The sequence below is a fragment of the Azoarcus sp. L1K30 genome, assembly GCF_018122735.1.
Taxonomy (GTDB): domain Bacteria; phylum Pseudomonadota; class Gammaproteobacteria; order Burkholderiales; family Rhodocyclaceae; genus Parazoarcus.
Genome location: NZ_JAGRRD010000001.1, coordinates 3,162,379 through 3,189,261, shown reverse-complemented (window position 1 = coordinate 3,189,261; position 26,883 = coordinate 3,162,379). Strand labels below are relative to the sequence as shown.

Annotated in this window: 27 protein-coding genes; 12 read left to right on the top strand and 15 right to left on the bottom strand. The window is 63.0% G+C overall.

From position 1 onward, the window contains the following. Positions 1-7 precede the first annotated feature (7 nt). Both J5J83_RS14735 and J5J83_RS14730 read right to left on the bottom strand, forming a co-directional pair. Positions 8-2,794, bottom strand: a complete 2,787-nt coding sequence (locus J5J83_RS14735) for a DUF2339 domain-containing protein (RefSeq protein ID WP_212350387.1) — start codon at positions 2,792-2,794, stop codon at positions 8-10. Between the two features lie 21 nt (positions 2,795-2,815). Further along, positions 2,816-4,699 carry an MFS transporter gene (locus J5J83_RS14730; protein ID WP_212350385.1) on the bottom strand — a complete coding sequence of 628 codons (1,884 nt, stop codon included), beginning with the start codon at positions 4,697-4,699 and terminating at the stop codon, positions 2,816-2,818. 313 nt (positions 4,700-5,012) lie between these two features. On the opposite strand from J5J83_RS14730, the gene J5J83_RS14725 reads away from it, so the two are divergent. From J5J83_RS14725 to J5J83_RS14685, 9 genes are read left to right on the top strand one after another with little or no spacing between them, the layout of a single operon-like run. Then, positions 5,013-5,354, top strand: a complete 342-nt coding sequence (locus tag J5J83_RS14725; RefSeq protein WP_212350383.1) for an ATP synthase subunit I — start codon at positions 5,013-5,015, stop codon at positions 5,352-5,354. A gap of 2 nt (positions 5,355-5,356) precedes the next feature. Continuing rightward, complete coding sequence (gene atpB, locus J5J83_RS14720; protein ID WP_212350381.1) at positions 5,357-6,202, top strand: F0F1 ATP synthase subunit A; 846 nt, start codon at positions 5,357-5,359, stop codon at positions 6,200-6,202. A gap of 58 nt (positions 6,203-6,260) precedes the next feature. Continuing rightward, a complete protein-coding gene (gene atpE / locus J5J83_RS14715) occupies positions 6,261-6,506 on the top strand; it encodes a F0F1 ATP synthase subunit C (protein WP_002925444.1) in 246 nt (81 codons plus the stop codon). A gap of 41 nt (positions 6,507-6,547) precedes the next feature. Then, a complete protein-coding gene (locus J5J83_RS14710) occupies positions 6,548-7,021 on the top strand; it encodes a F0F1 ATP synthase subunit B (protein ID WP_212350379.1) in 474 nt (157 codons plus the stop codon). Positions 7,022-7,024: 3 nt separating this feature from the next. Beyond that, positions 7,025-7,558: a F0F1 ATP synthase subunit delta gene (locus tag J5J83_RS14705; protein WP_212350377.1), complete on the top strand. Its 534-nt coding sequence runs from the start codon at positions 7,025-7,027 to the stop codon at positions 7,556-7,558. Between the two features lie 12 nt (positions 7,559-7,570). Next, positions 7,571-9,109, top strand: coding sequence for a F0F1 ATP synthase subunit alpha (gene atpA / locus J5J83_RS14700; protein WP_212350375.1), 1,539 nt, complete (start codon positions 7,571-7,573; stop codon positions 9,107-9,109). A 21-nt stretch (positions 9,110-9,130) separates the two neighbouring features. Beyond that, on the top strand, positions 9,131-10,000 hold the full coding sequence (atpG, locus tag J5J83_RS14695) for a F0F1 ATP synthase subunit gamma (RefSeq protein ID WP_212350373.1): 870 nt from the start codon (positions 9,131-9,133) through the stop codon (positions 9,998-10,000). Positions 10,001-10,025: 25 nt separating this feature from the next. Beyond that, positions 10,026-11,426: a F0F1 ATP synthase subunit beta gene (atpD, locus tag J5J83_RS14690; protein WP_212350371.1), complete on the top strand. Its 1,401-nt coding sequence runs from the start codon at positions 10,026-10,028 to the stop codon at positions 11,424-11,426. 52 nt (positions 11,427-11,478) lie between these two features. Continuing rightward, positions 11,479-11,901: a F0F1 ATP synthase subunit epsilon gene (locus J5J83_RS14685; protein ID WP_212350369.1), complete on the top strand. Its 423-nt coding sequence runs from the start codon at positions 11,479-11,481 to the stop codon at positions 11,899-11,901. 86 nt (positions 11,902-11,987) lie between these two features. On the opposite strand, the gene J5J83_RS14680 is transcribed toward J5J83_RS14685, so the two are convergent. The 4 genes from J5J83_RS14680 to J5J83_RS14665 are packed head-to-tail and all read right to left on the bottom strand — an operon-like array spanning position 11,988 to position 14,643. Then, positions 11,988-12,572: an SCP2 sterol-binding domain-containing protein gene (locus J5J83_RS14680; protein ID WP_212350367.1), complete on the bottom strand. Its 585-nt coding sequence runs from the start codon at positions 12,570-12,572 to the stop codon at positions 11,988-11,990. Between the two features lie 37 nt (positions 12,573-12,609). Further along, positions 12,610-13,452, bottom strand: a complete 843-nt coding sequence (locus J5J83_RS14675; protein ID WP_212350365.1) for a TIM44-like domain-containing protein — start codon at positions 13,450-13,452, stop codon at positions 12,610-12,612. A 20-nt stretch (positions 13,453-13,472) separates the two neighbouring features. Next, complete coding sequence (gene ubiE / locus J5J83_RS14670) at positions 13,473-14,210, bottom strand: bifunctional demethylmenaquinone methyltransferase/2-methoxy-6-polyprenyl-1,4-benzoquinol methylase UbiE (RefSeq protein WP_212350364.1); 738 nt, start codon at positions 14,208-14,210, stop codon at positions 13,473-13,475. A 7-nt stretch (positions 14,211-14,217) separates the two neighbouring features. Next, positions 14,218-14,643 (bottom strand): DUF971 domain-containing protein, encoded by a 426-nt coding sequence (locus J5J83_RS14665; protein ID WP_212350362.1) that lies wholly within the window; start codon positions 14,641-14,643, stop codon positions 14,218-14,220. Positions 14,644-14,794: 151 nt separating this feature from the next. Here J5J83_RS14665 and phoB point away from each other — a divergent pair, with 151 nt between their 5' ends. Together phoB and phoR are read left to right on the top strand one after the other, a co-directional pair. Next, a complete protein-coding gene (gene phoB, locus J5J83_RS14660; protein ID WP_212350360.1) occupies positions 14,795-15,505 on the top strand; it encodes a phosphate regulon transcriptional regulator PhoB in 711 nt (236 codons plus the stop codon). 31 nt (positions 15,506-15,536) lie between these two features. Then, entirely contained in the window at positions 15,537-16,856 is a 1,320-nt protein-coding gene (phoR, locus tag J5J83_RS14655) for a phosphate regulon sensor histidine kinase PhoR (RefSeq protein WP_212353192.1), read from the top strand. Here the strand turns inward: phoR and J5J83_RS14650 are convergent. The 9 genes from J5J83_RS14650 to gatC all read right to left on the bottom strand — a co-directional run bounded on the left by J5J83_RS14650 (position 16,834) and on the right by gatC (position 25,678). Next, positions 16,834-18,441, bottom strand: coding sequence for a hypothetical protein (locus J5J83_RS14650; RefSeq protein ID WP_212350358.1), 1,608 nt, complete (start codon positions 18,439-18,441; stop codon positions 16,834-16,836). The genes phoR and J5J83_RS14650 overlap by 23 nt on opposite strands. Before the next feature lie 30 nt (positions 18,442-18,471). Further along, complete coding sequence (locus J5J83_RS14645) at positions 18,472-18,891, bottom strand: HIT family protein (RefSeq protein WP_212350356.1); 420 nt, start codon at positions 18,889-18,891, stop codon at positions 18,472-18,474. A gap of 72 nt (positions 18,892-18,963) precedes the next feature. Continuing rightward, on the bottom strand, positions 18,964-19,788 hold the full coding sequence (locus J5J83_RS14640; RefSeq protein ID WP_212350354.1) for a class II glutamine amidotransferase: 825 nt from the start codon (positions 19,786-19,788) through the stop codon (positions 18,964-18,966). Positions 19,789-19,851: 63 nt separating this feature from the next. Further along, a complete protein-coding gene (locus J5J83_RS14635) occupies positions 19,852-20,940 on the bottom strand; it encodes a YeeE/YedE family protein (RefSeq protein ID WP_212350352.1) in 1,089 nt (362 codons plus the stop codon). Between the two features lie 227 nt (positions 20,941-21,167). Further along, entirely contained in the window at positions 21,168-21,692 is a 525-nt protein-coding gene (locus J5J83_RS14630; protein WP_212350350.1) for a DUF3617 family protein, read from the bottom strand. Positions 21,693-21,845: 153 nt separating this feature from the next. Further along, complete coding sequence (gatB, locus tag J5J83_RS14625; RefSeq protein ID WP_212350348.1) at positions 21,846-23,306, bottom strand: Asp-tRNA(Asn)/Glu-tRNA(Gln) amidotransferase subunit GatB; 1,461 nt, start codon at positions 23,304-23,306, stop codon at positions 21,846-21,848. 24 nt (positions 23,307-23,330) lie between these two features. After that, positions 23,331-23,831: a hypothetical protein gene (locus J5J83_RS14620; protein ID WP_212350346.1), complete on the bottom strand. Its 501-nt coding sequence runs from the start codon at positions 23,829-23,831 to the stop codon at positions 23,331-23,333. 7 nt (positions 23,832-23,838) lie between these two features. Next, a complete protein-coding gene (gene gatA / locus J5J83_RS14615) occupies positions 23,839-25,311 on the bottom strand; it encodes an Asp-tRNA(Asn)/Glu-tRNA(Gln) amidotransferase subunit GatA (protein ID WP_212350344.1) in 1,473 nt (490 codons plus the stop codon). A gap of 79 nt (positions 25,312-25,390) precedes the next feature. Then, positions 25,391-25,678 (bottom strand): Asp-tRNA(Asn)/Glu-tRNA(Gln) amidotransferase subunit GatC, encoded by a 288-nt coding sequence (gene gatC / locus J5J83_RS14610; RefSeq protein ID WP_212350342.1) that lies wholly within the window; start codon positions 25,676-25,678, stop codon positions 25,391-25,393. 114 nt (positions 25,679-25,792) lie between these two features. Between gatC and J5J83_RS14605 the strand changes: the two genes are divergently transcribed. Then, the gene (locus tag J5J83_RS14605) at positions 25,793-26,836 is read left to right on the top strand and encodes a rod shape-determining protein (protein ID WP_212350340.1); all 1,044 of its coding nucleotides are present in this window, start codon (positions 25,793-25,795) and stop codon (positions 26,834-26,836) included. The last annotated feature ends 47 nt before the right edge of the window (positions 26,837-26,883 follow it).

Below are 26,883 nucleotides of genomic sequence, written 5' to 3'. Positions count from 1 at the left end.
CGGGCGTTCAGCCCCCGGCTTCGACCTGCTCCGCCGCCTCTGCTTTAGGTGGCAGTGGCGAGAAGTAACCCACCACCAGCAACAGCATGCCTGCGCCAATGAAGGATACGATGCGCGTCAGCGTGCCGCTGGCGGCCATGTCCACCACGAAGAGCTTGCACACCACCGCCGCCATCAGGCCGGCACCGGCAAGCCAGGTCGCGCGACTTGCGCGGCGGTTGGCAAACAGCATCAGCCCCAGCCCAAGAATGGCCCAGAACAGCGACATCGCAGCCTGGGTGGTGTCGTCGCCCAGAAGCTGTGACAGCGCCCACGGGACGCCCGTCATGTGATGCATTGCGCGAAGCAGCGCGGCGTTGGCGGCGATGAAGGCGACCAGTCCGAGCGCCCCCTGCAGGCGGATCAAGGGGCCGGCGACGCGTGTGATCCCGGCCTCGCCCCGTCGCAACCACCATGCGACGGCACCCAGCGCTGCCGCCAGCGTCAGGTCCAGCGGATTGAGCAGCGGCAGGTAGGCGAAAGGGGCTGCACTGCCGTCGCCGTAAGCATGGACGCCCAGCGACCACAGGCCCAGCGCGAGTGCCAGCGGCCCCGCTGCCCACAGCTGATAGGCATCATTCCACAGCCGCATCGGCCAGTTTGCATTCCGAGCCATGCGGGCAAGCCCGGCCAGCAACAGTGCGGGGGGAAGCGCATGGGCGGCGAGCTGCCAGCCGTTGCCGACTGTCATACTGGCCAGCCGCAAACCGGCTTCCTGCGACAGGGCGAGGGCCAGCACCCACACCCCGGCGGCATGGGCGAGGGTGAGCACCGGACGATCCACCCCGCCACCGTCGAGGGCGCGCAGGCCGAAACCGTGAAGCGCGAGTCCGAGCGGCCACGCCAGCCAGCCGCCGAAGCCCGAGGGCGGAACCCCGTATGCAAGGGTCTGGCCCAGCGCCAGCATCATGCCGCCCAGCGGCAGCAGGCCGGCGCTGAGCAGGCCTGGCCAGGTCAGCCTCGGCGCCAGCGCGCATGCGAGTGCGCCGCTGAGTGCGAACAGCGCGAGCGCGGCGGCGGGCTGGTAGCCGGTCGCAAGATGGGTGTCGATCTCGGCCCAGGCGCCACCGAGCCACCACAGCCATGCCCAGGCCAGCAATGCATGGGTGATTCGCTGCGAGCATTTCGCTATCTGTGGCTGGCGCGCCGCGAGCCACGCGCTGACGAATCCCGCACCGGCAATCATCGTGCTACCGAGAAACGCACTGTTCATGACGGGCAGGTTGCGCAGCCCGTCGTGCTGTGCCAGGTCAGCCGCAAACAGCACGCCCGCACCAGCCTGCAACAGCAGACCGCTCGCAGCCGCCAGCCGGCGCTGCTGGCGTCGTCCGACCCACCATAGCGCCGCGCCCTCGAGTGCCCAGGCCGCAGCGCTCCAGCGCCCGTCGAATGCGAGCGGAATGGCGAGGCTGAGAAAGGCGATGCCGAGCGCAAGGAAGCTGGCGACGAGGAGTTCGAGATCGGGTTTGCGCACGCGCCTCAGTGCAACTGCCAGCACGAGGTAGAAGACACCCCCGGCGGCGGCGCTCCAGGCCAGCGCGTAGGGCATGCCGTGCACCAGCGCAGCCTGCAAGCCGAAGCCGACCACCGGGACCCCGAACACCAGGGTGCCGTCGACCGGGTCGCGCAGGGCCGGCGCCCGCTTCCAGGCGTAGCTCACTGCGGCTGCCACGTACATCAGGAAGTACAGCAGGAGGAAGGGCTCCGTGGTGCTGAAATACCACGGGTGATAGAAGCGCGCGCCCCAGGCCAGGCCGATGGCAAAGGTGAAGACGAAGCCGGTCAAGTTCAGTCCGCGCCATGCCTTGCGCCAGGCCAGCAGCAGCACGCCGGCATTGAGCAGGGCGTAATAGGTGAATAGCTGGACGTGGCTGCCGCCGCCGGTCGACGCCAGGATGGGTGCGGCAAAACCGCCGGCGCTACCGATGATGGCGAGGATGGCGGCATCCTGGCGGATGGCAAGAAAGGCGGCGACACCGACCAGCGCGAGCATCACTGCGAAGGCGGTGCCGGCCGGCATGATCCCGTACAGGCGCAGGGCGGCAAACGCGGTGAGATAGAGCACGGCGATGCCGCCCCCCTGCAGGCTCAGCGCATAGCCGCGACGCAGATGGCGCAGGCGCCAGCCGACTGCCCCGAGCGCGATACCGACGCAGGCGATGCCGGCGAGGCGCAGTTCGGGCGGCAGCATCGCGTTCTCCATCGCATAGCGGACGAGGAAGGCGAGGCCGAAAAACAGTACCAGGATGCCGGTGCGCACCAGCGTGTTGCCGCCGAAGAACCAGTCGCGACAGCGCGCATACAGATCGTCGAGGTCGACGCGGGTGGCCACCCGGTCGCTCTGCGGTGCCGACCGATACGTGATGTCGAGTGCGCCTTCGGCGTGGGCGCGATCAGGCGTGGAGAGAACCGCTGCGTTGGTGGCCGTGTCCGGCTGCTGTCGGGTTGCCACCGCTTCAATCGGTGCGGCTTCCTTGCCGGCGGACCCTTCTTCGGATGCCATCCGGACTGCAGGCGAAGGGGCAACGGATGGCACGGCGATGGTGACACTCTCTGCGTCGGCCAATTCCGTCTTCAACGCATTCAACGTGCGCTCGAGGCTGGCGATACGCGCCTCGTGGCGTGCGAGCGTATCGGCGCGTTCCTTGCGCAGGCTGGCGATCATGCCCCCCAGTATGGCGCCGGCAACGGCTGCACCGGTGCCGTCGAGCAGGCCGAGCATGGCGCCGGCCAGTATCCAGATCAGGCTATTCACGAGATTCTCCGGGGGCGGGTTTCAGCGCCAGTCGCCGCGCAAGTGCTCGACACGATGCTGTAGCACGGTCGGCGTGGCATCACCGGCGGCAACGGGCGGCCCGATCACGAGCTCGATGCGATTGTAGATACCGCGGCGTAGCGGGCGCGACATGGCGGGGCCGTCCTTGCGCGAGAAGAAGCTGCCCCACAGGCCACGCAGCGCCATCGGCACGACGTCGACCGGCGTACGTTCGAGAATGCGGCTGATGCCGTTGCGGAAAGGGTAGAGCTGACCGTTGTCGGTGATGCGGCCTTCGGGAAAGATCGCGACCAGCTCTCCCGCCTCGAGCGCCAGGGCAATGGCATCGAAGGCGGCATGCGCCACGTCGGGACCGTCCTTTGCGGATGCGATCGGGATGGCGCGGCTTTCGCGGAACACGAAGGACAGCAGCGGTGTGCGGAAGATGTGGTGATCCATGACGAAGCGCAGTGGCCGGGGGCATGCGGCCATGATGATCAGTGCATCGACAAAGCTCACGTGATTGCATACCAATACGGCCGGACCGTTTGCTGGGAGATGTTCGATGCCCGTGGCACGCAAGCGATACACGGTGTGCACGAGCAGCCAGACGAGAAAGCGCAGCAGGAACTCGGGCACCAGTGAGTAGATGTAGAGGGTCACGACCGCGTTGAGGATGGCCGTGACCAGGAAGAGTTGCGGCACGCTGAAGCCGGCAGCGAGCAGCCCTGCGCCCATGGCGGCGGCGACCACCATGAACAGGGCGTTGAGAACGTTGTTGCCGGCGATGATGCGTGCGCGATGCTCACGTTCGCTGCGGCTCTGGATCAGCGCGTAAAGCGGCACGATGAAGAAGCCGCCAAAGGTGCCGATGGCGATCAGATCGAAGAGTACCCGCCACACGCCCGCATGCCGGAGCAGTTCGCCCAGTGCCATGGGAATCCCGGTCGTTGCCACTGGAAGCGGGCTGCTCCACCACAGATCGAGGGCAAACAGCGATAGTCCGATGGAGCCGAAGGGAACCAGTCCGAGTTCCACCTTGCCCGCCGACAGGCGCTCGCACAATAGCGAGCCGAGGCCGATCCCGATCGAGAACACGGCCAGCAGCAGAACCACGGCGTGTTCGTTGCCGCCGAGCACGTCCTTGGCGTAGGCGGGGAATTGCGACAGGAACACGGCGCCGTAGAACCAGAACCATGATACGCCGAGGATGGCGAGGAAGACGGTGCGGTTGCGCCGGGTGAAGCCGAAGCTGCGCCAGGTCTCGGTGAACGGGTTCCAGTTGATGCGTAGCGTCGGCGAGGCCGCGGGTGCAAGCGGAATGCCCCGGCTGGCGAGGTAGCCGAGGCCGGCGAGCAGCACCGTGACCACCGAGACCCAGATCATGCCGTCAGCAAGACTGATCAGGATGCCGCCGGTCAGGGTCCCAATCAGGATCGCAACGAAGGTGCCGGATTCAACCATTGCGTTGCCGCCGACGAGTTCATCCTCGCGCAGATGTTGCGGCAGCAGCGCGTACTTCACCGGGCCGAACAGCGCGGACTGGGCGCCCATCAGGAACAGGCAGGTCAGCATCAGCGCAAGCGACTCGCGCGAGAAGGCCATCGCAGCCAGTACCATGATGCCGATCTCGAGCAGCTTGGTCACGCGGATCAGTCGACTCTTCTCGTACTTGTCGGCAAGCTGTCCTGCCGTGGCGGAAAAGAGGAAGAAAGGCAGGATGAAGATGCCGGCGCACAGGTTAACCAGTACGCCCGGCGCCATGGTCGTATAGCGCATCGCCTGGAAGGTCAGCAGCACGACCAGCGCGTTCTTGTACACGTTGTCGTTGAATGCGCCGCAGAACTGGGTCAGAAAGAATGGCAGAAAACGGCGCTGCCGCATTAGCGCGAACTGGTGGCTCAATCAGTACTCCGCGAGTCGGGGCAAGGTGTGCCGATGCCGGCATCCTACCTGCCCCCGGCGCGGTGAGCGAGCACCGCGGGGTGGGGCGTGCGACCGGCCTCCCGAAGAATGCTCGCCTGTGATCATATCGTTCTTTTCAATACTTGAATCAAGAACTCTTATATAAGTCACAAGACGCCCATTCTGCGCGACTTTCGAGTCATGTTCGTGCGCTGTTGCGAGGCAAGCTCGGTTTGACTTTACTGCGGTTAACCCCTAGACTTGTCGGGATTTTGGGCGGTCGCACCACGTGTGGTTCGCCGGTGAGGAACGGATGCTCAAGGCAGTATTGCTGCAGCTCGGTGCAACCCTTCTGGCAACGGCCATTGCGGCCGTTTTTTTCGGGCTGCGCGGTGCGATTTCTGCTGCGTCCGGCGGGCTGGCCTGTGTGTTGCCCAGCTGGTTCTTCGCCTGGCGGCTGATGCTGACGACGCGTCGCAATGGCACGGCCACTGTGACTGCCTTTGTTGCGGGCGAGTTCATTAAGCTCGCCTCGATTGTCGGATTACTGGGGTTAGTACTCGTGCTTTATCGGGACGTCCATTGGGGCGCTCTCCTGATCGGGCTGGTACTGGCACTGAAAGCGAATTTATTTGCATTTTTGGTAAAGACCTGACTATGGCTGGCAACGCACCCACCGCATCCGAGTACGTCGTTCATCACCTGACGCACCTCAATTCCACTGGTCACGCTCAAGAAAACATCGTTGACTGGAGCGTCATCAATCTCGATTCGATGTTCTATTCGATCACGCTCGGCCTGCTGACAGTGTTCCTGTTGTGGCTTGCCGCGCGCAAGGCGACCTCCGGCGTGCCGGGGCGTTTCCAGGGTTTTGTCGAGCTGATGGTCGAAATGGTGGCCGATCAGGCCAAGGGCATCATCCACAGCGCGGAGTCGCGCAAGTTCGTGGCGCCGCTCGCGCTGACCGTGTTCGTGTGGATCTTCCTGATGAACGCGATGGACCTTCTGCCGGTCGATCTGCTGCCGCGCATCTGGGAGGGTGTCTACGCTTCCGCTGGCGGCGATCCGCATCACGCCTACATGCGTATCGTGCCGACGGCCGATCTCTCCGCGACGTTGGGCATGTCCTCCGGCGTGCTGCTGCTGTGTCTCTACTACAACATCAAGATCAAGGGGCTGGGAGGCTGGATCCACGAGCTTTTCACCGCGCCTTTCGGCAGCCACCCGCTGCTCTATCCGATCAATTTCGCCATGCAGATCATCGAATTTGTCGCCAAGACCGTCTCTCACGGCATGCGACTGTTCGGCAACATGTATGCTGGTGAACTCATCTTCATCCTGATTGCCCTGCTTGGTTCCACCGCGACCGTCTTCGGTTTTGTCGGTCACGTCATCGCCGGGTCGATCTGGGCGGTCTTCCATATCCTGATCATCACCCTGCAGGCATTCATCTTCATGATGCTGACGCTGGTCTATATCGGTCAGGCGCACGAAGGTCACTAATCCGGTTTTTATTGCAGTACCTGTTTTTGAACTTAATCACCTTTAGTAAGGAGTTGTCATGGAAAACGTTCTGGGTTTCGTCGCGCTGGCCGCTGGTCTGATCATTGGTCTGGGTGCAATCGGTGCTTGTATCGGTATCGGCATCATGGGCTCCAAGTACCTCGAAGCATCGGCCCGTCAGCCCGAGCTGATGAACGCGCTGCAAACCAAGATGTTCCTGCTTGCCGGTCTGATCGACGCCGCATTCCTGATCGGTGTCGGTATCGCGATGATGTTCGCCTTCGCCAACCCGTTCCAGCTTTAATCGGTTCGAGTTCCTCTCAACATACCTGAGGGCCAAGAACAGTGAATTTGAACGCAACCCTGATAGCCCAGCTCGTTGTGTTCTTCATTCTGGCGTGGTTCACGATGAAATTCGTGTGGCCGCCCATCGTGAAGGCACTGGACGACCGTGCGAAGAAGATCGCTGACGGGCTGACAGCTGCGGATAAGGCAAAAGCGGATCTGGCGCTTGCCGAGAAGAAGGTCGTCGAGGAATTGCGCAAGGCTCGCGAATCTGCGGGTGATGTGCGTGCCTCTGCTGAAAAGCAGGCGAGCCAACTGGTCGACGAAGCCCGTAGCGAAGCCGCCCGCATCATCAATGCAGCACGTGAAGCAGCCGAGGCCGAAGCCGGCGTCGCCGCGCAGCGTGCCAAGGAAGCCCTGCGCGACCAGGTCGCACATCTGGCTGTTGCCGGTGCAGAGAAGATCCTGCGTCGCGAGATCAACACCCAGGTGCATGCAGAACTGCTTGCCAACCTGAAACAGGAACTGCAATAAGTCATGGCCGAGAATGTCACCATCGCGCGACCCTATGCCGATGCCGCCTTCGAGCTGGCTCGGGGGGCAGGTGCGCTGGGGCCTTGGTCGGAAGTGCTGGATCGGCTCGCCTCCGTGGCGGCCGATTCCGACATGCAGGCGTGTTTCAACGATCCCAAGATGTCGGCGGATCAGCTCAACAAGCTGATGCTCGAGGTAGCGGGTGAATTGAACGCCGAACAGCAGAACTTCATCCGCGTACTCGTGGAAAGTGAACGTCTGCAAGTGCTTCCGGAGATCCGTGACCTGTTCGTTGCACTGAAGAACGAACAAGAGGGCGTCATGGAGGCACGAATCGCCTCCGCCTTCCCGCTAGACGATGCGACCCTGGCCTCGCTCAAAGCCGACCTTGAAGCCCGCTTCAAGGCCAAGCTCGACGTGAGTGTCAGCATCGACCCCGAGCTCATCGGTGGGGTCCGTATCGCCATTGGCGACGAAGTGATCGACGCCTCGGTCCGCGGCAAGCTCGCGAACATGGCCGCTGCGCTTAAGAACTAGGAGCATACATCTATGCAACTCAACCCCTCTGAAATCAGTGATCTGATTAAGAGCCGGATCCAGAACCTGCAGCTCGCCGCTACGTCGCGGAACGAGGGCACGGTGGTCTCCGTCACCGACGGCATCACCCGTGTTCACGGCCTCACCGACGTCATGCAGGGCGAAATGCTGGAATTCCCCGGCAACACCTTCGGCCTCGCGCTCAACCTCGAGCGTGACTCCGTCGGTGCTGTTGTGCTCGGCGAATACGAGCACATCACCGAAGGCGACACCGTCAAGGCTACCGGCCGCATTCTCGAAGTGCCGGTCGGCCCCGAGCTGATCGGTCGCGTGGTGAACGCACTCGGCCAGCCGATCGACGGCAAGGGCCCGATCAACGCCAAGCTGACCGACAAGATCGAAAAGGTCGCGCCGGGTGTGATCGACCGTCAGTCCGTTTCGCAGCCGGTCCAGACCGGTCTCAAGTCTGTCGACTCCATGGTGCCGATCGGCCGTGGCCAGCGCGAGCTGATCATCGGCGACCGCCAGACCGGCAAGACCGCTGTCGCGGTGGATGCGATCATCAACCAGAAAGGCCAGAACATGTTCTGCGTCTACGTGGCAATCGGTCAGAAGGCTTCGACCGTCGCCAACGTGGTGCGCAAGCTGGAAGAGAACGGCGCGATGGAATACACCATCGTCGTGGCCGCGACTGCTTCCGAATCTGCTGCCATGCAGTACCTGTCGGCCTACGCCGGCTGCACCATGGGCGAGTACTTCCGCGACCGCGGCATGGACGCGCTGATCGTGTATGACGATCTGACCAAGCAGGCCTGGGCCTACCGTCAGGTATCGTTGCTGCTGCGCCGTCCGCCCGGTCGTGAAGCCTACCCCGGTGACGTGTTCTACCTGCACTCCCGCCTGCTCGAGCGTGCCGCTCGCGTGAACGCCGACTACGTCGAGAAGTTCACCAACGGCGAAGTGAAGGGCAAGACCGGTTCGCTGACTGCGCTGCCGATCATCGAAACGCAGGCAGGTGACGTTTCCGCGTTCGTTCCGACCAACGTGATTTCGATCACCGACGGTCAGATCTTCCTTGAAACCGACCTCTTCAACGCCGGTATCCGCCCCGCAATCAACGCAGGTATCTCGGTGTCCCGCGTCGGTGGTGCAGCGCAGACCAAGGTCATCAAGAAGCTTTCCGGCGGTATCCGTACCGACCTTGCGCAGTACCGCGAACTGGCTGCATTTGCGCAGTTTGCTTCCGACCTCGACGATGCGACCCGCAAGCAGCTCGAGCGCGGTCGTCGCGTGACCGAGCTGATGAAGCAGGCTCAGTACTCGCCGCTGTCGATCTCGGACATGGCCGTCACGCTGTACGCGGTGAACAACGGTTATTTCGACGATGTCGAGGTGCCGCGCTTGCTGGCCTTCGAATCCGGCCTGCAGCAGTTCGTCAAGACCAAGAACGCTGATCTCGTGAAGAAGATTGCCGATACCAAGGAACTCGACGCCGAAGGCGAGAAGGCTCTGGTCGCTGCAATCGCCGAGTTCAAGAAGAGCTGGGCTTAACGCTGCGGACGGAGACGGAATATGGCAAGCGGTAAGGAAATCCGTACCAAGATCAAGAGCGTGCAAAACACGCGCAAGATCACCAAGGCCATGGAAATGGTGGCTGCATCCAAGATGCGCAAGGCGCAGGAGCGGATGCGTGCTGCCAGACCCTATGCCGAAAAGATCCGCCGACTCGCCGCGAACCTGTCTCAGGCCAACGTAACTGAATACCAACACCCCTTCCTGGTCCGCAAGGATCAGGTCAAGCGGGTGGGCTTGATTCTGGTGACGACCGACAAGGGCCTTTGTGGCGGCATGAACACCAACGTCCAGCGCGTAGCCGTGACTGCGATGAAGGAATGGGAAGCTGCCGGTGCAACCGAGATCCGTGCCTGCTGCATCGGCAACAAGGGTTTCGGTTTCATGCAGAGGGTGGGCGCCAAGGTTGCATCGCATGTCGTGCAGTTAGGCGACACGCCGCACCTCGAAAAGCTCATCGGCCCGGTCAAGGTCATGCTCGATGCGTTCCAGAACGACGAGCTCGACGCGGTCTATGTGGTTTACACCCGTTTCATCAACACGATGAAGCAGGAACCCATGCTTGAGCAGTTGCTGCCCCTGAGCGGTGAAAAGCTGGGAACCCCCGACAGTTCGTGGGACTACCTCTACGAGCCCGATCCCCAGGTCGTGATCGACGAAATGCTGGTGCGTTACGTCGAAGCGCTGGTGTATCAGGCCGTGGCCGAAAGCATGGCTTCCGAGCAGAGCGCACGTATGGTGGCGATGAAGGCGGCTTCCGACAATGCGAAGAACGTGATTGGTGAGCTTCAGCTGGTCTACAACAAGACCCGCCAGGCCGCCATTACCAAAGAGCTGTCGGAAATCGTCGGTGGCGCCGCGGCGGTCTAACGGATTATTGAATTAAGGAAAAACGATGAGTACTGGTACGATCGTTCAGTGCATCGGCGCGGTGGTGGACATTCAGTTCCCGCGCGACGCGATGCCCAAGATTTATGAGGCTCTGAAGCTCGAAGACGCTGCCAACTCCTTTGCCGAAGACGGCTTGACCTTCGAGGTCCAGCAGCAGCTCGGCGACGGCGTGGTGCGTACCATTGCGATGGGCTCGTCCGACGGCCTGCGCCGTGGCATGAAGGTGGGTTCCACCGGTGCCGGCATCTCGGTGCCGGTTGGCCACGGTACCCTGGGTCGCATCATGGACGTGCTGGGTCGCCCGATCGACGAAGCCGGTCCGATCGAATCGGACGAGCTGCGTCAGATTCACCAGAAGGCGCCGAAGTTCGACGAACTGTCGCCTTCCGTTGAACTGCTCGAAACCGGCATCAAGGTGATCGATCTGATCTGCCCGTTCGCAAAGGGCGGCAAGGTCGGCCTGTTCGGCGGTGCCGGTGTGGGCAAGACGGTGAACATGATGGAACTCATCAACAACATCGCCAAGCAGCACTCGGGTCTGTCGGTGTTTGCCGGTGTGGGTGAGCGTACTCGTGAGGGTAACGACTTCTACCACGAGATGAAGGACTCCAACGTTCTCGACAAGGTTGCGATGGTGTTCGGTCAGATGAACGAACCCCCGGGCAACCGTCTGCGCGTGGCACTGACCGGCCTGACGATGGCCGAGAAGTTCCGTGACGAAGGTCGTGACATCCTGTTCTTCGTGGATAACATCTACCGCTACACGCTGGCCGGTACCGAAGTGTCCGCACTGCTGGGCCGTATGCCTTCCGCGGTGGGTTACCAGCCGACGTTGGCTGAAGAAATGGGCCGTCTGCAGGAGCGCATTACCTCGACCAAGGTGGGCTCGATCACCTCCATCCAGGCCGTGTATGTGCCTGCGGATGACTTGACCGACCCGTCGCCGGCCACCACCTTCCTCCACCTCGACTCCACCGTCGTGCTGTCGCGTGACATCGCCGCGCTGGGTATCTACCCTGCCGTCGATCCGCTCGACTCCACCAGCCGCCAGCTCGATCCGCTGGTTGTTGGCGAAGAGCACTACAACGTGGCGCGTCAGGTGCAGCAGACGCTGCAGAAGTACAAGGAACTGCGTGACATCATCGCGATTCTGGGTATGGACGAACTGTCGCCTGACGACAAGCTCGCCGTGGCCCGTGCGCGTAAGATCCAGCGTTTCCTGTCGCAGCCTTTCCACGTTGCGGAAGTCTTCACCGGCTCCCCCGGCAAGTACGTTTCGCTCAGCGACACGATCAAGGGCTTCAAGATGATCGTCAGCGGCGAGTGCGATTCCCTGCCGGAACAGGCTTTCTACATGGTCGGCGGTATCGAAGAGGCCATCGAGAAGGCGAAGAAGCTGCAGTAATTCGCTTACCCGCGCGGCACGGGTTGTCGCGCGGTTTTGAAGAGGACATACCATGGCTATGACGGTTCACGTAGACATCGTTAGTGCGGAAGAGCAGATTTTTTCCGGGCTGGCGGAGTTCGTCGCGCTGCCTGGCGAGGCGGGTGAACTCGGCATCCTGCCCGGTCACATGCCGCTGATGACCCGGATCAAACCGGGTGCGGTCCGGGTGAAGGTTCCGAATCAGGCGGAAGAAGAGTTGGTCTTCGTTGCCGGCGGTATTCTTGAAGTGCAGCCGGGTCTGGTGACCGTGCTGGCAGATACCGCGATTCGCGGCAAGGATCTCGACGAAGCGAAGGCGCTGGATGCGAAGCGAAGGGCAGAAGAAGTACTGTCCAACCAGAGTGCCCAGCTTGACTACGCCAAGGCCCAGGCTGAACTGACGGAAGCGATCGCTCAGATCGCAGCGATCCAGAAACTGCGCAAGCGTCACTGATCGTCGTCGGGTCGCGCACTGCGGCAGGATGAAACAAAAGAGGCAGCGCAAGCTGCCTCTTTTTTTGTCCTGTGCTGCCGGGGTGCCTAGCGCTTGCCTGCCGGTGCCAGGCGGTCTACCCTTTTCTCCAGTCGCGCCACCGCGTCGCGCAGTGCCCGAATGTCCTCGTCAAAGCGTGGAAGCATTGCCCGGGTGGTCAGCATGGGCACTTCTTCGGTCAGGTATTCGACCAGGTTTCCGGACAGATTCGTTGCCAACCGTTTCTGCGCAGCACCAAGCGCAATACCGGTATTCACGACCCGGTGCGCGGCGATGTCACCGATCATGTGGGAAAGATCTTCTTCCAGGTCCCAGCGCAGATGGCGAAAGACGAAACCGAGCGCATCGGCGAATTCAGCGTTGCCGGAAATCCTGACCTTAGACATCAGCGCCTCGATACCGCCGGTCAGCGCACGCGACGTTTCACTGAGCGGAAGCTGCAGACACACGTCGGGCTCTTCGTCGCTGCTGCAACTCGCCAGATGGCCATCGGACGATACCGAAAACGCAATCGATACCGGCGCGATATCCAGTCGCGCCCGCTTGCCGGCATGCGGTTGCAGGCGCATCCGCGCCCAGCCCGATTGGGCCAGAAGGTGGTTGGTGGCGGAGAGGAAAATGCTGTCGATCATGGGCGAACGGGGGCGAGTGCCCCCGCGTCTGAATGGCTCAATTGCGCTGCTGGATCCCGGCAACGCGCCAACCCGAATCGCCGCTGACGGGCTTGATCAGGTGCCAGATTTCATCGAGTGCCACCGGTGCTGCGTCGTCCTCTTCGCGCACCAGTCCGCTGAAGCGAACGCTGACGATGTAACGGCTGTCCTCCTCGGCCACCTCGATGACTTCAGCGTTGAGGTCGACGACTGCGGTGTGCTGGGGCACGCCCTTGCGCTCGGCAATCTGCATGCTGATCTCGGCGAACACTTCCGGCGTGGTGAATTCGCGCAGGTCGTCCAGATTGCCGGCGTCGTTGGCGGTCTGCAGGCGGATGAAGTTGAGCTTTGCCTGGCGTGCAAAGGCTTCAGCATCTAAGTCCGACGCAGCGGCCGATGCCCCGTGCGCGACACCGCTGGGGGAGGCGTGTGCAGCCGGTGCGGGACTGATCTGTGCCCCACCGTGGGTGGCGCCGGCATACTGCATGCCGTGCGATGCTTGCGGCTGACTGCGCCGGAACAGGAACTTGAACAGCATGACGGCGCCCATCACCAGCAGCAGGATCATGACGAAATTGGCCATGTCTTCGCCCATGCCTAGGTGCGAAAACAGCGCGGCCAGACCAAGCCCCGCGGCCAGACCGGCAATCGGCCCCATCCACGAACGCCGCGGCTGCGCCGTTGCCGGGGCAGGCGCGGCAGCCGGACGGCTGAGATTCTGCTGTGGCACGGCGGCCGGGGGCGTCGAGCGCTTCATGCCGAAACTGCTGCCGCCACCAAGGCGCTTTGCTTCCGCCTCAGGTGCGATGAAGCCGAAGGTCAGCACCGCCAGCGCGAGAGAAAAAAGAAATTGCTTCATTGTGCGCATGTCTCCATTGATCAAAGCTTGTAACCACGGTGGAGCGCAACCACGCCCGCACTCAGGTTGAAGTAGTCGACACGGGCAAGGCCTGCTTGTTCCATCATTCCCTTCAATTCTTCCTGGCCGGGATGCATGCGAATCGACTCGGCGAGATAGCGGTAGCTGTCGGCGTCATTCGCCACCTTTTCGCCCATCCATGGCAGCAGTTTGAAGGAATAGAGGTCGTAGGCAGGCGCAAGGGGTTTCCACACCTTGGAAAACTCGAGGACCAGCAGACGCCCGCCCGGCCGCAGGACACGGCGCATTTCGGCGAGCGCAACATCCTTGTGCGTCATGTTGCGTAGACCGAACGCGACGGTGACGCAATCGAACCAGTCGTCCGGAAACGGAAGTTTCTCGGCATTGCACTGGGCAACGGGCAGGGCGTAGCCCTTGTCGGTGACGCGGTCGCGTCCACGCGAGAGCATGGCGTGGTTGATGTCGGTCAGCCACACCTGGCCGCGTTCGCCGACCTTGCGCGCGAACGCCAGGGATAGATCGGCCGTTCCACCGGCGACGTCGAGCACACGGTCGCCCGCGCGCACGCCGGAGATCTGGATGGTGAAGGCTTTCCAGATCCGATGCAGCCCGAAAGACATCAGGTCATTCATTACATCGTATTTCTGCGCCACCGACGAGAACACCTCGGCGACCTTCTTCTGCTTGAGTTCCTCGGCGACCGTCTCGAAGCCGAAGTGGGTGGTGTTTTGTGTCATGGACGTATCAATGGTGGTGGCTGCCGCAGCCGCTCTTGGGCGCCGGCGGCGTTACGAGGGCAGGGTCGCGCGTGCCGTTTTCGTGCTCGAGGCGCTCGAGGTAGTCCTGCCACATCTCGGCATGATTGCGGCCAAGCATGTAGAGGTAGTCCCACGAGTAAAGACCGCTGTCGTGACCGTCGGAAAAGACCGGTTTGATCGCGTAATTTCCGACGGGCTCGATCGTGTCGATGGTGACGTCGCGTTTGCCCTGTTGCAGGGTTTCCTGTCCTGGGCCGTGTCCTCGCACCTCGGCCGACGGCGAATAGACGCGCAGGAATTCGAAGGGAAGTTCGAAAAGACTGCCGTCGTCGAACGCGATCTCGAGTTTGCGGGACTTGCGATGCAGGGTGATCGCGGTGGGAAGCGGGGTGTCCTTGTCCAGTCCGGCCATTGCGCAATGCCTCAATGTGGGGGGTCAATGATACCTGATTCGGCCGGAGCCAAAGTCGCGTGCGCGGTCCTGCACTGTTTCACGGGGATGACGTGTCATCAAAACTTCAAACAGCTGAAATACACTCGCGTGATCGAAGGGAGTGAACACAATGCCTGCAAATATTCTGCTGGTTGAAGACGAGCCCGCCATTCAGGAATTGATTGCGGCCAATCTTGCGCGCGCGGGTCATCATGTCGTTCGTGCGTCGGACGCCGAAACGGCTCAGCGTATCGTGCGCGATGCGCTACCGGACCTCGTCCTGCTCGACTGGATGCTGCCGGGCGCCTCTGGCATCGACTTTGCCCGCCGTCTGCGGGCGGACGAGCGCACGCGCGCCATACCCATCATCATGCTGACCGCGCGCGGTGAGGAGCAGGACAAGGTGCATGGGCTGGAAACCGGTGCGGACGACTACATCACCAAGCCTTTCAGCCCGCGTGAGCTGGTAGCGCGCATCAAGGCGGTGCTGCGCCGGCGCGCCCCGCAGGCGACTGAGGACCCGGTTGAGCTTGGCGGGCTGAGGCTCGACCCCGAAACCCATCGCGTCACTGCCGGTGAGCAGGCGCTTTCACTGGGGCCGACTGAATTCCGCCTGCTGCACTTTCTCATGACGCATCCGGAGCGCGTGCATTCGCGTGCCCAACTGCTCGATCAGGTCTGGGGCGATCATGTTTTCGTCGAGGAGCGCACCGTCGATGTGCACATCAGACGCCTGCGCTGTGCACTCGAACCCAGCATGCACGATGCCCTGGTGCAGACGGTGAGAGGCAGCGGCTACCGTTTCTCCGCACAGCCGGACCAGTCGCCCGCCGTGCGATAATTCGCGCGCTAGATCCAACAGGAGGCATCTCATTCGACCCGTCCGATACCTATGGACCGGTGCGCTTACCGCACTGATCCTGTTGGGCCTGATCGCTGCGGTGGTGGCCATTTTCGGCGGTGTCATCGCTGGTCTGGTGGTGATCATTGTCGGATTGCTGGCCATTCTGGCGTGGAATATCCGCAATCTCATCCGCCTCGTGATGTGGTCGCGCGAGCCCATCGGAACGCCGGTGCCGCGTGCTGCGGGCAGCTGGGGCCATGTCTTTGCCGAATTGAACCGGCGTTCTCGGATGTCATACGATATGCGCGAACGCATGTCCTCTGCACTTGAGCGGTTTCACGATGCCAGCCAGGCCATGCCGGACGGTGTGCTGTATCTCTCCGACAGTGACACCATCGAGTGGATCAACCTCAAGGCCGAGCAGCATTTCGGCCTGAACCACAAGCAGGATCTCGGAGCGCCTGTGACCAACCTCGTGCGTCAGCCCGAGTTCGTGCACTACCTGCAGTCCGGTTACCACGAGGATCCGCTGATTCTGCATTCCGGACGCCGCAACGGCCTCACCCTGCAGGTGCAGATCATTCCCTTTGGCGACGACCAGAAGATGGTGCTGTCGCGCGACATCTCCCAGCTCGAGCGTCTGGAGACGATGCGCAGGGACTTCGTGGCCAACGTGTCGCACGAACTGCGTACGCCGCTGACCGTGGTGGGCGGCTTCTTGGAGACGCTGATTGACGGACTGGACGACTTTGCGCGTGAAGACGTCATTCGCTTCCTGCGCCTGGCGCAGGATCAATCCAGCCGCATGGGGCGCCTGATCGACGACTTGTTGACGCTATCGGCGCTGGAGACCGGCGCCCCGGCGCCGGCCGAGGAGCGGATCGATCCGGTCGCGCTGATGCACGAGATCCGGGAAGACACCGAGCTGTTGTCTGCCGGACGCCACACCGTGACGCTAAGTATGTCCGGCGAAGGCGCATTGCTTGGCAGCGGCAAGGAGATCCACAGCGCTTTTGCCAATCTGGCAAGCAATGCCGTGCGCTACACGCCCGCAGGTGGAAAAATCGAGCTCGTCTGGCGTATTGACGATGACGGTGCCGAATTCTCAGTCCGGGATACGGGGATCGGCGTCGCCGCCGAACACATTCCACGCCTGACCGAGCGCTTCTACCGTGTCGATCGAGGGCGCTCGCGCGAAACCGGCGGCACCGGGTTGGGACTGGCCATCGTCAAGCACATCCTGACCCGGCATCAGGCCGAACTCAAGGTCAGCAGCACGCCTGGTGAAGGCAGTGTATTCAGCGTGCGCCTGCCGCGTGCCCGGATCACGAAGCTTCCGGTGCGATAGCGTCGAAGGTCGCCTGTTCGAAATTGGAGCCCTTGATCAGATCCCGGGTCAGGCGTAACTGGGTTGTCTGACCTTCGCTGAAAACCTCGATCACACGATTCTGCCGGTACCAGCCCGCAGGGAGGATGATCGAGTTGTCGATCTTCAGACCCTTGTTGGCGGGGATCAGAAATGCCTGCTGATACGGCTCGCGTTGGCCCGGCCGCGAAGCGACCGGACGTGCAGCGATGACGCGGGGGATGCCGGGCAGCACGTAGACGCCAATTTCGAGCAGACCGCTCTCGCGATACATCAGCCAGCTCAGCTGTCCCAGCAGGAAATACTCGCCGTCTGGCGGCTTGATACCGACCAACTGGTGGTGAACGAGGCGCTCGGCGTGAGGCCTCTGTTGCAGCCGGAAGCCACCCACGGACTGGTCGATCAGTTCCCAGTGTTCGCATAGCAACCCGAGCCGCTCCGCGTCGACCTGTCGTGCCTTCTGCCTTGCCGAGTCGGCCACTTCTGGTGCACGTTCGCCAAAGGTGAGCAGGCTCATGTCGCTCTTGAAATTGTGACCCGTGCCATAGCTGCGGGGCTGCTCGAAAAGCCGGCCCTGGACGTGGAAGCCGATTGCCAGCCAGTCGCCGCACAGTTCCAGGGTTCCACGGCTGCCCCTACGAGGGAAGCGACGCCCGGCCGACGCCAGACCCCACGGCCGATAGAGCGACACCAGCAGGCGTGCGCAGGCTTCGAGCGAACAGTCGTCGCCAAGCCCGAGCGAGGCCGGGGTGACGCCTTGTTTGAGCTGGTTGAACACGGCCTTGATCTGGCCTGCCAGCTTGTTGCCGTCGAAACTTCGCAAACGCACGGTCTTGCTGAGCAGGCCAAGCGGACGAAGACCATGGTCGGCGCCGAGGTCGAGGCCGTACAACGTCGGTTTGAGGCCTTCGACTTCGGGTTCCAGGCTGCAATAGGGAGCGAAGCGCTGCGCCCAGCGCTGAATCCAGTTCAGTTCGTGCCCCGTGCGCCCGAAAGGGTTGGCCAGATCGACGAGCAGGACGGCGATATAGGCCTCCATTGCGCTCTGTGCCTTCCAAAGCGCGTTGAGCGGGTCCGATACCCTGGCGCGCGCCACGTTGGCATTTTCGGCGGCCGCAAAGCTCTCATGGACCTCCGCCCAGAGTCCCTCGGGTACGGCGCGATGCGCTCGAAAATACTCCATCAGCATCTTGCCGGCACAATGCACCCGCCGCTGTGCCAGCAGCGCGTGCTGGTCTTCCAGCGTGCCCATCTGCGCATCGTGACGCGCGATGCGCGCGTAGGAGCGCGCGAGGTTGTGCCAGAGATCGACGACGTTGAGCAAAGTCCCGTTTTCCTCGCTGTCCGGTGGCAAAGGATGATCGGCATAGCGACTGCTCATGTCGGTCTGGACGCGGGCGATGATCGGTCTGGCGGTTTCGAGCACTTCGAGGTGCTGATTTGGCGCCGGCAGTGCATCGAGCAGACCGCGCACGATTTTCGACAGCAAGGCGTGCGTGTCGTCGGTCTTGCTGACGTGGGCGTTCTGCAACAGACTCAGACACTCGGCAGGATTGCGGTAGTCCATGAAAGCTCCGGATTCGGATGTCGGCGTTGATCAGGCAGTGCTGCGCGCGAGCAAGACGCGTTCGACATGCGTCTTCAGCTCGACCGGTGCGGGCGGTAAACGGCGTTGTCCCGCGCGTTGCGACGTGCCCCAGATCGGCTCGGGGAAGTGCCGATCGTCGGCAAAGCGCGGAATGACGTGCCAGTGCAGGTGCGGCACCATGTTGCCGAGACTGGCAAGATTGATCTTCGTCGGCCGCATCGTGGCGCGCAGCGCCTCCTCGGTCGCCATCACCACGTTCAGGAGGTGCTGCCTGTCCACTTGGGGCAGGTCGGTCATCTCGGCGACATGGGCATTCCAGATGACCCGGCAGAAGCCTGGGTAGTCCGGATCATCGACCACGATGATGCGACAAAGCGCATCGTGCCAGATGATGTTGTCGGCGCTGTCGCTACAAAGTGGGCAATCCATGGCAACCTCGATACGGCAAGGGGCTCGCAAGCCGTTACTTTAGCGCGTATGCATGGCCCGGATAAGGGAGATTTACGCACAATGCGGCAGTCCGGTGCCGATTGCCGCGGATACTGTGGTGGATTCGCCCAGATTCTCGGGGGCGCCGAGATGGAAGGCCTGCAGCGTGCCCGGCGTCAGCGACGTCCAGGTCTCGTTGTCGGTCAGTGGCGTGGTGGCGATGACGGCCACACGATCATCGGGCGTGGTGAGCCGGTTGAAATCGATGGCAATGTCTTCATCAGCTAGATGCGCCACCGGGAAGGGCGTTTGCCGGATGACATAGACCAGGCGCGAAGAACAATGTGCGTAGAGACGATCGCCATCCGAGAGCAGGAAGTTGAACTCGCCATGGCTGCCAATCTCGATCGCCAGTTCGCGCAGTGCGGCATACAGGTCGCGTGGTGCCGGGGCGGCCTCGGGAAAGCGCCGTGCCAGCACGTTGAGGATGTGACAGAACGCGTGTTCCGAATCGGTCGAGCCGACCGGCCGAAACCGGCCGGATAGCTCGGGGCGATAGTCGCACAGGTTGCCGTTGTGGGCGAAAATCCAGTAACGTCCCCACAGTTCGCGCTGAAACGGATGCGTATTCTCCAGACGAACGGCACCCTGCGTTGCCTTGCGGATGTGCGCGATCACGTTGAGCGAATGAATCGGGTAGCGTTGTACCAGGTCCGACAGCGGAGAATCCGCGCTGGCGCAAGGCTCCAGAAAGGCGCGCACGCCCCGGCCCTCGAAGAAGGCAATGCCCCAGCCGTCACGATGGTGATCGGTCAGTCCGCCGCGCGCTCGAAAACCGGCAAACGAAAAACAGATGTCGGTCGGCACATTGCAGTTCATTCCGAGCAGCTGGCACATGATGGGCTTCGCAATTGCGTTGTACGAAGTCGATTATAGCGCCGCGCCGATATCGTGCCTGCGTCAGGGACTGATACCCATTGTGGCAACGCTCGGCGAGGCGAGCTTGCGGTCGATGATCCAGTCGGTGAGACTCGCGCCAGCCCACATGCCTGACAGGGTGATCCAGGCGGTGAGCGCAAAGACCGAGGCACCCGATATGCCAGCGCCGACGGCACAGCCTCCGGCCAGCATGCCGCCAAACCCCATCAGCACGGCGCCCGCAATGTAGCGCCGCATCGCATGGCCGCCCTGAAAGCCCTCCAGCTTCAGTTCCCGCTTGCTCAGCGCGGCGAGGAAGGAACCCAGGACGACACCCGGCACCATCCCCAGGTCGAAATCGAGCGACTTGCCCGGCGGGGACAGCACCCGCATCAGGACATCGGCCGAAGGCCCGGTGAAGGACAGGCTCTTGATCGGTGTGGGGTCGAAGGTGCGTGCGGACATCTCGAAGGTGAACCACCATGCGAATGCCACCGCCACACCGGCGCCGATGCCACCTGCCCAGGCCCAGCCGCCGATTCGGTGACGGGCGCCGAACCACGCGCCCGCGAGCAGCCACAGCAGGCCGAACACAAGACCGCCACCATGGCCGAGACCGGACAGGGCCAACAGATCGCGGGCACCACCGCCACTGATCGTCCACCACGCGCCGATGCTCTCGCGCAGGGGCGACAGGATGCCCGTCATCGAGGCCTGCGCCGTCACCGCGAAGATCAGCCCCGACAGCAACGCGCGCAGATTGCCGTTGGCCGCCAGTACCAGCAGGCGGCTGGAGCAGCCACGGGCGAGGATCATGCCCGCGCCGAACAGCAGTCCGCCCACCAGGGCGCCCGACAAGCTGCCGCGATTCGAGAGCTGGCGCACGTTGGCGGTGTCGAACATGCCCGCCAGCTGCAGCGACTGGGTGGCGATGATCGCTGCCGAGAATGCAAGCAACCAGATCGACAGCTTGGCGCCGAGCTGACCGCGTGCGACTTCCACCACCGCCGCACGCAGGCAGAACCGCGAGCGTTGGGCACAGGCGCCGAACAGGGCGCCGATCAGCAGACCGCCGAATGCGAGGCTGCGATCCTCGCCCATCCAGTCGATGAGTTGCAGCAGGTTCGGCATGTTTGTCTCCACCACATGACTTTGGGCCGGGATTCTCCGGTCTTGTCAGTATTGAAGCATATAAGCATGTTCCGAACATCCGGGTTCTGCATTGACGCGGCTCAAGCATCGCGCACGAGGGGAGTGGAATGGCGAACAGCGGGCGGTAGGCGGGCGCGCCAGACCGTGGCGACGGCGGTCGGCTGATGGCGTTCAGCGCAGGAAGTCTGCCGCCATCTCCCGCAGTCTCAACGCCGCGGGGCTTGCGGCATGTTCTTCATCATCTCTTCGATGTTGATGCCGTTCATGCCCTGCATGACCACGTCGCCAGGCTTTTGCCCGGGTTTGCAGGCGCCCGTCCAGCGCGCTTCCTGCTTCAGCGTCATTGTCTTCATGCCCTGCAGCGGCGGTGTGTAGGTGCTGCGGACTTCGCCGCTGTAGCGGTTGACGAAATCGCCGGAAAAGCTGCCCTCGATCTTCGCCGTGCTGCCTTCGGTCTGGCATACCGCATTGAACACGATGCGGTCTCCATTGCGGCGGTAGGATTTCTGCGAGCACTGTTCGTCACCTTGCTGCACGAGGAGATCATCGGTCTGGGCACCGACGCACATGCTCAAGGTTTGCCCCATGCCGCCCATCTCGACCATGGTGGTCTTCATTTCCCACAGGCCCGGTTTGCGCTTGGGCAGATCAGATGGCGTCTCTGCCAGACAGGGGCCTACGCTTGCTACCGACAGCAGGAAACAGGCAAGGGGAAGGGAAGGGATGCGCATGGCCATGACTCCGGAATTGATCGAGGTAGGCCAAGCATAGTCAGGCCGGGCCCGAAATGGAATCGGCCCGGCAGCCGCAGCTGATGAAAGGGAAGGGGCAGATCACCGACGGCAACGGCATGCCGCCGGTGATCAAACTGTTCGAAGCCGGGTTCAGCCCGCCAATTTCTGGCGCAGCAGTTCGTTGACCTGGGCCGGGCTGGCCTTTCCCTTGCTCGCCTTCATGACCTGTCCCACCAGCGCATTGAAGGCCTTTTCCTTGCCTGCGCGGAATTCCTCGACCGACTTCTGGTTGGCCGCCAGCACCTCGTCGATCATGGCCTCGATGGCGCTGCTGTCGGTAACCTGCCTGAGGCCCTGCTTGTCGATGATCTCGTCGGCGGTCGCACCCTCGCCATTCCATAGCGCATCGAACACCTTGCGTGCAATGGCGTTGGAGATCGTGCTGTCGGCGATGCGGGACACCAGCCCGGCAAGCTGGGCGGGCGTCACCGGCGACGCGCTGATATCGAGGTCGGCCTTGTTCAGACGGGCAGCCAGCTCGCCCATGACCCAGTTGGCACACAGTTTGGCGATGTTGCTGCCTGCGGCATCCACCGCCGCCTGGAAGTAGGTGGCGATTTCCTTGGCGGCGGTCAGCGCCGCGGCGTCGTAAGCCGAAAGGCCGAGTTCGGCGACGAAGCGGTCCTTCATCGCCGCAGGGAGCTCCGGCATCTCGCCGCGCACGCGGGCGATCCAGGCCTCGTCGATGACCAGCGGCAGCAGGTCGGGATCGGGGAAGTAGCGGTAGTCGTGGGCATCCTCCTTCGAGCGCATCATCCGCGTCTCGCCCGTTTCGGGGTCGAACAGCACGGTGGCCTGCTGGATGGTGCCGCCGTCCTCGATGGTGTCGATCTGCCACTGCACCTCGTAGTCGATCGCCTGCTGCAGGAAGCGGAAGGAGTTGAGGTTCTTGATTTCACGCCGGGTACCGAACTGCTCGGCACCCCATTTGCGCACCGACACGTTGGCATCGCAGCGGAAGGAGCCCTCCTGCATGTTGCCGTCGCAGATGTCGATCCAGCGCACCAGCGCGTGCAGCGCGCGGGCATAGGCCACGGCCTCCGCCGACGAGCGCATGTCGGGCTCAGAGACGATCTCGAGCAGGGGCGTGCCGGCGCGGTTGAGGTCGATCCCGCTCATGCCGTGGAAGTCTTCATGCAGGCTCTTGCCGGCGTCTTCCTCGAGGTGGGCGCGGGTCAGCTGCACGGTCTTTTCGTAGGCGGAATCGCCTTCGCCGACACGGATGGTGAGGGTGCCGCCCTGCACCACCGGCAGCTCGAACTGGCTGATCTGGTAACCTTTCGGCAGGTCGGGGTAGAAGTAGTTCTTGCGCGCGAACACGCTCTTGGGGGCGATGTGCGAACCGAGCGCGAGTCCGAGCCGGATCGCGCGCTCGACCGCGCCGCGATTGAGGACCGGCAGCACGCCCGGCAGGGCGACATCCACCGCACTGGCCTGTACGTTGGGTTCGGCGCCGAAGGCGGTGCTGGCGCCGGAAAATATCTTGGAAGCGGTGTTGAGCTGGGCGTGAACTTCCAGTCCGATGACGACTTCCCAATCCGATCTGCTCATGTCTGTATCCGTGAGTGCTGGCGGTCAGTTGCAGCGACCGCTCGGCCGATCCACCAGGATGGGCCATACATAGTCAAAGGTGCCGCGGTCGCAGCGGCTGGCACACTGGGCAAAGGCGACGGTGACCTGATCGCCCTGTTCCCACATGCGCACCACGCAGCCGTCACGCGCCCGCAGTTCGACGTGGGGCTCCTTGCGCACCTGCTCGAAGTCGGCGAGATCGAAGTGGCAGCTGCCGCGCTTGGGCACGCTGACCGACGCGGAGAAGCGGTGCACTTCCGAATAGCTGACATCGAGCAGCGCACTGGCGCCGTAACCGGCTTCGTCCTTGAAGCGGCAGTCGGCCTGCACGTTGAGCGGGCGGATCGGCATTGGCTTCAGACGGCCGCCGGCCTGGGTCTCGTCGCTCGGCGCCGGTGCGGTCTCGGGAACGAAAATCGATGGTGTGGCGCAGGCGGCCAGCAGCAAAGCGCCAGCAAGGGCACCGAGCGCCCCGCGACGACGGGCGAAAATGCGATGTTTCATGCCCGTCTCACACGAATGCCGCAGGATGCTGCCGATGCCAGTCGGTGTGCTGCTGGTAGCCATGTGCGGTCGCCAGCAGCGTGGATTCGGCAAAATAGTCTCCGATCAGCTGCAGTCCGACGGGCAATGCGCCTGCCCCGAAACCGCAGGGGTGCGACAGGCCCGGCAGCCCGGCCAGGTTGACGGCGATGGTGTAGATGTCGGCAAGGTACATCTGTACCGGATCGTCGCCCATCGCGCCCAGTGCCCACGCGGTGGTCGGCGTGGTCGGACCGGCGATGACGTCGCATTCGGTGAGGGCCCGGCGAAAATCCTCGGCGATCAGGCGACGCAGCTTCTGCGCTTGCAGGTAGTAGGCGTCGTAGTAGCCGTGCGACAGCACGTAGGTGCCGACGAGAATGCGGCGCTTGACCTCGGCGCCGAAGCCTTGCGCCCGGCTCTTGCAGTACATGTCGTTGAGATCGCCATAGTCGGCGGCGCGGTGGCCGAAGCGCACGCCGTCGAAACGGCTCAGGTTGCTCGACGCTTCGGCCGGCGCAATCACGTAATAGGCGGGAATGGCCAGCTTCGCGTTGGGCAGGCTGACCTCGACCGTCGTGGCGCCGAGCGCGCGGTATTGTTCGAGGGCTGCTTCGACGGCCGCACGTACGTCATCGCTCATGCCTTCGGCAAAGAACTCGCGCGGCAGGCCGATGCGCAGCCCGGCAAGCGGCCTGTCGGCAGTGACCTGCGCCAGCGCCGCAGTGTAGTCCTGGGGCGCACGTTCGAGGCTGGTGGAATCGCGCGCATCGAAGCCGGTCATGGCCGCGAGCAGCAGCGCGCAATCTTCCGCGGATGCGCCAAAGGCGCCGCCCTGGTCCAGCGACGAGGCGTAGGCGATCATGCCGAAGCGGCTGACCAGGCCGTAGGTCGGCTTGATGCCGGTCACGCCGGTGAACGCGGCAGGTTGTCGTACCGAGCCACCGGTGTCGGTGCCCGTGGCGATCGGCACCAGGCGGGCCGCAACCGCAGCCGCCGAGCCGCCCGAGGAGCCGCCGGTGACGTGCGCGGTATTCCACGGATTGCGTGCCGGGCCGTAGTAGGAGTTCTCGTTCGACGACCCCATGGCGAATTCGTCCATGTTGGTCTTGCCCAGGCTGACCGCGCCGGCCTGCTTCAGCAGCGACACCACGTGCGCGTCGTAGGGGCTGACGAAATTCGACAGCATCTTCGAGCCACAGGTCGTGAGCACGCCTTCGGTGCAGAACACGTCCTTGTGGGCGAGCGGAATGCCGGTCAGCGGGCCGGCCTCGCCGCGTGCGATGCGCGAGTCCGCGGCGGCAGCGGCGGCAAGGGCGCCGTCGCGGTCGACGGTGATGAAGGCGTTCAGCGCCGGATTGCTGGCCTCGATGCGGTCGAGGAAGAGTCCGGCGAGTTCGACGCTGGAAATCTGCCTGGCGTCCAGCGCCTGGCGCAGGGCGGGGAGTGAAGCATTGATCATGTCGTGGCTGCTTGCTGGAAAGAGGGGCACGGGGAGGGCCTGCGCACGCAGCGTGCCTGCGCTGCCCTGCCGTGAAGGTTCATTCGATGACTTTGGGGACGAGGTAAAGCCCGGCCTCGGTCTGCGGCGCAACCGACTGGAAGGCGGCCCGGCGGTCGGTTTCGGTGACGACGTCGTCGCGCAGGCGCGTCGCCAGGTCTTGCGGATGACTCATTGGCTCGATACCTGTGGTATCAACTGCCTGCATCTGCTCGATCAGTGCGAAAATGCCGTCCAGCTTGGTACGCGTCGCATCGATCTCGGTCGCGGAAATCTCGAGACGGGCGAGACGGGCGAGACGCCCGACCTGTTCATTTGATAACGACATGAAGTAACAAAACCTGCTGAATCCACAAAGGTTTGTAGGTTATCATATTCGTCTTTGGCCTTGCTCGGGGCCTGCCCCCTGTGGCGCATCTTCTCACCGGTTTCGGAATCCCCAATGTTCGGTTTTCTGCGTTCCTATTTTTCCAGCGATCTAGCCATCGATCTTGGCACCGCCAATACCCTGATCTACGTGCGTGGCAAGGGTATCGTGCTTGACGAGCCCTCGGTGGTGGCCATCCGCACCGAAGGCGGCCCCAACGCCAAGCGCACTATCCAGGCGGTCGGCCATGCGGCCAAGCAGATGCTCGGCAAGACGCCTGGCAACATCACTGCCATTCGTCCGATGAAGGATGGCGTGATTGCCGACTTCGTCGTCACCGAGCAGATGATCAAGCAATTCATCAAGAAGGTGCACGATTCGCGCCTGCTTTCGCCCAGTCCGCGCATCATCGTCTGCGTACCCTGCGGGTCGACCCAGGTCGAACGTCGCGCCATTCGCGATGCCGCCCTCGCCGCCGGTGCCTCGCAGGTCTACCTGATCGAAGAGCCGATGGCCGCAGCGATCGGTGCCGGCCTGCCGGTGTCGGATGCGCTCGGCTCGATGGTGGTCGATATCGGTGGTGGTACGACCGAAGTCGGCGTGATCTCTCTCGGTGGCATGGTCTATGCCGGCAGCGTGCGTGTCGGTGGCGACAAGTTCGACGATTCGATCGTCAACTACATCCGGCGCAACTACGGCATGCTCATCGGCGACACCACCGCCGAGAACATCAAGAAGGAGATCGGTTCGGCTTTCCCCGGCTCCGAAGTGCGCGAGATGGAAGTCAAGGGGCGCAACCTCGCCGAGGGCATTCCCCGCAGCTTCACCATTTCATCGAACGAAATTCTCGAAGCACTGACCGAGCCGCTCAACCAGATCGTCTCTGCCGTCAAGATTGCCCTCGAGCAGACTCCGCCCGAACTGGGCGCCGATATTGCCGACCGCGGCATGGTGCTCACCGGCGGTGGCGCGTTGCTGCGGGATCTGGACCGGCTGCTGATGGAAGAGACCGGTCTCCCCGTGATTGTTGCCGAGGAGCCGCTGACCTGCGTCGCGCGGGGCTGCGGCATGGCGCTGGACAAGATGGACAAGCTCGGCTCCATCTTCACCTCGGATTGACCGGCACCGCCTGGCGGCTTTGTCGTCAGGCCGCGCCTGAATCAGGA